The 6,406-nt window shown below is 70.5% G+C and carries 4 protein-coding genes and 1 pseudogene; 4 read left to right on the top strand and 1 reads right to left on the bottom strand.

Annotation, left to right across the window (positions count from 1 at the left end):
* From ACFWBF_RS36955 to ACFWBF_RS36945, 3 genes are all read left to right on the top strand, one after another.
* Positions 1-252, top strand: a 252-nt coding sequence (locus tag ACFWBF_RS36955; RefSeq protein WP_385609216.1) for an adenosylcobinamide-GDP ribazoletransferase, incomplete at its 5' end; no start/stop codon positions are given.
* A 70-nt stretch (positions 253-322) separates the two neighbouring features.
* Entirely contained in the window at positions 323-1,024 is a 702-nt protein-coding gene (locus tag ACFWBF_RS36950) for a response regulator (protein ID WP_385609217.1), read from the top strand.
* A gap of 168 nt (positions 1,025-1,192) precedes the next feature.
* Positions 1,193-4,309, top strand: a complete 3,117-nt coding sequence (locus tag ACFWBF_RS36945) for an efflux RND transporter permease subunit (protein WP_385609215.1) — start codon at positions 1,193-1,195, stop codon at positions 4,307-4,309.
* Positions 4,310-4,405: 96 nt separating this feature from the next.
* Here the strand turns inward: ACFWBF_RS36945 and nadA are convergent.
* Positions 4,406-5,581: pseudogene (nadA, locus tag ACFWBF_RS36940) on the bottom strand (quinolinate synthase NadA); the annotation flags it as partial.
* A gap of 319 nt (positions 5,582-5,900) precedes the next feature.
* Here nadA and erpA point away from each other — a divergent pair.
* A complete protein-coding gene (gene erpA / locus ACFWBF_RS36935; RefSeq protein WP_214940913.1) occupies positions 5,901-6,257 on the top strand; it encodes an iron-sulfur cluster insertion protein ErpA in 357 nt (118 codons plus the stop codon).
* The last annotated feature ends 149 nt before the right edge of the window (positions 6,258-6,406 follow it).

The raw sequence follows: 6,406 nt of genomic DNA, 5'->3' as shown, positions 1-6,406 counted from the left end.
CCCTCCATTTTGCGTGGCCCGCTTATTTTTTTAATACCACCCGGGGCGGGGCTTTGGGGGGCGGCGCCCCCGCTGCCGCTGGGCCTGCCGGCCGCCGGTCGGCAGGCCGCCGCGGTCGTGGCGGCCCTGCTGGTCGCGGAACTGCTGCTGCGCCGATGCGTACGCCGCTTCGACGGGGTCACCGGGGACGTCTTCGGAGCCCTGGCCGAGGTCTCCGCCACGACGGCCCTGGTGGTGCTGGCCCTTGGCTAGGCCCGGCTTGGGTGGACGTCACCCGGCACGCCGGGGCCGGCGGCGTGCCGCGTAGGGTCGGGGCGTGGAAATGACCCCGACGCCCCGGCCCATCAGGGTGCTGCTCGCCGACGACCAGGCGCTGCTGCGCAGCGCGTTCAAGGTGCTCGTCGACTCCGAGCCCGACATGGAAGTCGTCGGGGAGGCCTCCGACGGGGCGCAGGCCTTCGCCGCCGCGCGGGCCACGCGGCCCGACGTCGTCCTCATGGACATCCGGATGCCCGGCACCGACGGGCTCGCCGCGACCCGGCTGATCACCGCCGACCCGGAACTCGCGGACGTACGGGTGGTGATGCTGACGACCTTCGAGGTGGACGAGTACGTCGCCTCCTCCTTGCGGGCCGGCGCCTCCGGGTTCCTCGGCAAGGGCGCCGAGCCCGAGGAACTGCTCAACGCCATCCGGGTCGCCGCGGCGGGGGAGGCCCTGCTCTCCCCGGCCGCCACCAAGGGCCTCATCGCCACCTTCCTCGCCCAGGGCGGGGGAGCCGGCCCGGCCGAGCCCGCCTCGGTGCACGCCGAGCGGCTCGCCGCGCTGACCGGCCGGGAGCGCGAGGTCCTCGTACACGTGGCGGCGGGCCTCTCGAACGACGGGATCGCGGGACGGCTGGCGGTCAGCCCGCTCACCGTCAAGACCCACGTGAACCGGGCCATGGCCAAGCTCGGCGCCCGCGACCGGGCGCAATTGGTGGTCATCGCGTACGAATCGGGACTGGTCCGGCCGCGCGCCGAGTAGTCCTGCCTCCCGGGAGGGGCCGACGGCGCGGCCGCGCAGTACGGCGGCGTACTGCGGACGCGGTATGCCGCACATAAGGACGGGACCTGGGGGCGACGTGGCGCGGGCGGGGCGTACGAAAGGCTGAAGCGCCCTCGCACACGCCACTGCAGAGAGATCCCCATACCCATGTTCCGGCTGTCCCGCTTCAGCCTGGCCCAAAGGGCGTTGATCGGCCTCGTGTCGCTCGTCGCGCTCCTCTTCGGCGCCATAGCCATTCCGCAGCTCAAGCAGCAGCTGCTGCCGTCCATCGAACTGCCGATGGTGTCCGTGCTCGCGCCGTACCAGGGCGCCTCGCCCGACGTGGTGGAGAAGCAGGTCGTCGAACCGATCGAGGCCACCCTCAAGGGCGTCGACGGCATCACCGGCATCACCTCCACCGCCAGCGAGGGCAACGCCCTCGTCATGGCGACCTTCGACTACGGCGACAGCGGCACCAAGCAGCTCGTCGCCGACGTCCAGCAGGCCGTCAACCGGGCCCGCGTGCGGCTGCCCGCCGACGTGGACCCGCAGGTGGTGGCCGGTTCCACCGACGACATGCCGACCGTCGTCCTCGCCGTCACCTCCGACAAGGACCAGCAGGCCCTCGCCGACCAGCTGGACCGCTCCGTCGTCCCCGTCCTGGAGGACATCGCGGGCGTCGGCCAGGTCAGCGTCAACGGCGTCCAGGACCTCCAGGTCACCGTCACCCCGGACAACGCGAAGCTCGCGGCGGCCGGCCTGGACGGAGCCTCGCTCGCCCAGGGCCTCCAGGCGGGCGGCGCGACCGTCCCCGCAGGCTCCTTCGACGAGGCGGGCAAGAACCGCACCGTACGGGTCGGTTCGGGCTTCAGCTCGCTCGCCCAGCTGGAGGACCTGCGGCTGAGCCCCGGCCCCGGCAGGCCCGCCGTCCGCCTCGGTGACGTGGCCGCGGTGAAGCAGGAGTCCGCCAAGGCCGACTCGATCACCCGTACCAACGGCAAGCCCAGCCTCTCCCTCGTCCTGACGATGGACAAGGACGGCAGCGCCGTGGCCATCTCGGACGCCGTCAAGGACAAGCTGCCCGGGCTGCGTTCGACCCTCGGCTCCGGCGCCGAGCTGACCGTGGTCAGCGACCAGGGTCCGGCCGTCGCCAAGTCCATCTCCAGCCTGACCACCGAGGGCCTGCTCGGTCTGGTCTTCGCGGTGATCGTGATCCTGGTCTTCCTGGCGTCGGTGCGCTCGACCCTGGTCACCGCGGTCTCCATCCCGCTGTCCGTCGTCCTCGCGCTGATCGTGCTGTGGACCCGGGACCTGTCGCTCAACATGCTGACGCTCGGCGCGCTCACCATCGCCGTCGGCCGGGTCGTCGACGACTCGATCGTGGTCCTGGAGAACATCAAGCGCCACCTCGGATACGGCGAGGAGCGCGAGGCCGCCATCATCACGGCGGTCAAGGAGGTCGCGGGCGCGGTCACCTCCTCCACGCTCACCACCGTCGCCGTCTTCCTGCCGATCGGCCTTGTCGGCGGCATGATCGGCGAGCTGTTCTCCCCGTTCTCTATCACCGTCACCGCCGCCCTGCTGGCCTCGCTGATCGTCTCCCTGACGGTCGTGCCGGTGCTCTCGTACTGGTTCCTGCGGACGCCCGAGGGCGCGGCTGCCGATCCGGACCGGGCGCGGCGCGAGGCCGAGGAGAAGGAGTCCCGCAGCAGGCTCCAGCTGATGTACGTACGGGTCCTCGGCTTCGCCACCCGGCGCCGCCTGACCAGTGTGGGCATCGCCGTCGCCGTGCTCTTCGGCACCTTCGGGATGACCCCGCTGCTGAAGACCAACTTCTTCGACCAGGGCGAGCAGGAGGTCCTGACGGTCAAGCAGCACCTGGCCCCCGGCACTTCGCTCGCCGCCTCCGACGAGGCCAGTCGCAAGATCGAGAAGGTGCTGGCCGCCACCGAGGGCGTCAAGAGCTACCAGGTCACCGTCGGCTCCTCCGGCTTCATGGCCGCCTTCGGCGGCGGCACCGGCTCCAACCAGGCCTCGTACCAGGTCGGCCTGAAGGACGCGGGCGACGCGGAGTCCGTGAAGAAGTCCATCGAGGCCGAGCTGGCCAAGCTCGACGGCATCGGTGACACGACCATCGCCGCGGGCGACGGCTTCGGCAGCCAGAACCTCAGCGTGGTCGTCAAGGCCGGCGACGGCGAGGTCCTCGCCAAGGCCGCCGAGCAGGTCCGCGCCGAGGTCGCGGGGCTGAAGGACGTCACCGACGTCCAGAGCGACCTGTCGCAGTCGGTGCCCCGGATCTCGGTGACCGCCACCGCCAAGGCCGCCGACGTGGGCCTGAACCAGGCCGCGCTCGGCGCGATCGTCGCCCAGGCCGTACGGGGCAACCCGGCGGGCAAGGCCGTACTCGACGACACCGAGCGGGACATCGTCATCAAGTCCGCGCAGCCGGCCACCACCCTGGCGCAGTTGCGGGAACTCCCCGTCGGCCCGGTCAAGCTCGGCGACATCGCCGAGGTCAAGGATGTCCCCGGGCCCGTCGCGATGACCCGGATCGACGGCGCCCGCGCCGCGACCGTCACCGCACGCCCGGTCGGCGACAACACCGGCGCCGTCAGCGGCGCGCTCCAGACGAAGATCAAGGCGCTGGACCTGCCCGAGGGGGCCACGGCCACCATCGGCGGTGTCTCCTCCGACCAGTCCGAGGCCCAGAGCTCGCTGGCCCTGGCCATGCTCGCGGCCGTCGCGATCGTGTTCATGCTGCTGGTCGCGACCTTCCGCTCGCTGATCCAGCCGCTGATCCTGCTGGTCTCCATCCCCTTCGCGGCGACCGGCGCGCTCGGCCTGCTCATCGTCACCGGCACCCCGATGGGCGTCCCGGCGATGATCGGCATGCTGATGCTCATCGGCATCGTGGTGACGAACGCGATCGTCCTGATCGACCTGGTCAACCAGTACCGCGCCCAGGGCCTGGGCGTCGTCGAGGCGGTCATCGAGGGCGGCCGGCACCGGCTGCGCCCGATCCTGATGACGGCGCTGGCGACGATCTTCGCGCTGCTGCCCATGGCGCTGGGTGTCACGGGCGAGGGCGGCTTCATCTCGCAGCCGCTGGCGGTCGTGGTCATCGGCGGCCTGATCAGCTCCACGGTGCTGACGCTCCTGCTGGTGCCGACGCTCTACACGATGGTCGAGCTCCGCAAGGAGCGCCGCCGGGAGAAGAAGCGGGCCCGCCTGACGGTGGTCCCGGAGCCGGCCCCGGCCGAGGACGACGCCCCGGTCAAGGTCTGACCCTCGGGGCCCACCGAAGCGCAGGACGCGAAGGGGCGCCCGGCAGATGCCGGGCGCCCCCACCCCCAGCCCGACGGGGTGGCGCAACCGCCGCCCCAGCATCCGCTCCAGCGCGAGCTTCGCGAAGCTCTCGGTCTCCTTGTCGACCTGGATCTGGTTGACGAGGTTGCCCTCGGCCAGGGACTCCAGGGTCCACACCAGGTGGGGGAGGTCGATGCGGTTCATCGTCGAGCAGAAGCAGACCGTCTTGTCGAGGAAGACGACCTCCTTGTCCTGCGCGGCAAATCGATTCGCCAGGCGGCGGACCAGGTTCAGCTCGGTGCCGATGGCCCACTTGGAGCCGGCCGGGGCCGCCTCCAGCGCCTTGATGATGTACTCCGTCGAGCCGACGTAGTCCGCGGCCGCCACGACCTCGTGCTTGCACTCGGGGTGGACGAGGACGTTCACCCCGGGGATGCGGGCGCGCACGTCGTTGACCGAGTCCACCGAGAAGCGGCCGTGGACCGAGCAGTGGCCGCGCCACAGGATCATCTTCGCGTTCCGCAGCTGTTCGACGGTCAGGCCGCCGTTCGGCTTGTGCGGGTTGTAGAGCACGCAGTCGTCCAGGGACATGCCCATGTCGCGGACGGCGGTGTTGCGGCCCAGGTGCTGGTCCGGGAGGAACAGCACCTTCTCACCCTGCTCGAAGGCCCACTCCAGGGCCTTCTTCGCGTTGGACGAGGTACAGATCGTGCCGCCGTGCTTGCCGGTGAAGGCCTTGATGTCGGCGGAGGAGTTCATGTACGAGACGGGGACCGTCGTCCCGGCGACACCGGCCTCGGTCAGCACGTCCCAGCACTCCGCGACCTGCTCGGCGGTGGCCATGTCGGCCATCGAGCAGCCGGCGGCCAGGTCGGGCAGGACGACCTTCTGGTCGTCCGAGGTCAGGATGTCAGCGGACTCGGCCATGAAGTGGACGCCGCAGAAGACGATGTACTCGGCCTCCGGCTTGGCGGCCGCGTCCTTGGCCAGCTTGAAGGAGTCGCCGGTGACGTCGGCGAACTCGATGACCTCGTCGCGCTGGTAGTGGTGGCCGAGGATGAAGACCTTGTCCCCGAGCTTCTCCTTGGCCGCGCGGGCGCGGGCCACCAGGTTCGGGTCCGACGGCGAGGGCAGGTCGCCGGGGCACTCCACCCCGCGCTCGCTCTTGGGGTCGGCCTCACGGCCGAGCAGCAGCAGGGCAAGGGGCGTCGGCTGGACGTCCAAAGGCTGGGCGGTGGTCACGACACGCACCCTTTCTGTTTCTGCGACAAGGACTACTGGGGAGACATCGCTTCGACTTCTCGTCTATTTGACGCTATCTATCATAACTGCTTCACGTCACTTTGACGATGCCGATAGTGTCGATGTGACGAATTCGCGCCCGCGGCCGGGCGTCCCGGCGGCCGCTCGTCCACGGACCGACCCGTCCGCGAGGGTGTGCGAGCATGAATATCTGAAACGAGCATCGGGTCCTGGAATGAATCCGCGGTCCCGCTCGTTGCCACCGACGGCAAGAGTCCGACGTTTCCCTGCCCCGCGCGGGGGCCGCCCACTTCGGGAGTGAATGCAGATGTCCGTACAGGACGACAAGACCACCGTGAGCGACGGCATCCTCCTGTCCGACGCCGCCGCCGACAAGGTCAGGACCCTGCTGGAGCAGGAAGGCCGCGATGACCTGGCGCTGCGCGTCGCCGTCCAGCCCGGCGGCTGCTCCGGCCTGCGCTACCAGCTCTTCTTCGACGAGCGCTCCCTCGACGGCGACGTCGTGAAGGACTTCGACGGCGTCAAGGTCGTCACCGACCGCATGAGCTCCCCCTACCTCCACGGGGCCTCGATCGACTTCGTCGACACCATCGAGAAGCAGGGCTTCACGATCGACAACCCGAACGCCACGGGCTCCTGCGCCTGCGGCGACTCCTTCAGCTAAGCCTGTAGGACAACGCGAGGGGGCCACCCGTAGGGTCCGACCGGGGGGCCCCGAGCGCAGGTGCGGGACCCGCGTGGCCGCGAGCGGCCACAGCCCGGGCCGCGGCTTGCCCGTCGTCGCGGCGAACACCATACCGTCGCCGAGCGGCA

Origin of the sequence: Streptomyces sp. NPDC060028 (assembly GCF_042736725.1) — a bacterium.
Lineage (GTDB): Bacteria > Actinomycetota > Actinomycetes > Streptomycetales > Streptomycetaceae > Streptomyces.
This window is presented reverse-complemented; position numbering and strand designations above follow the sequence as displayed.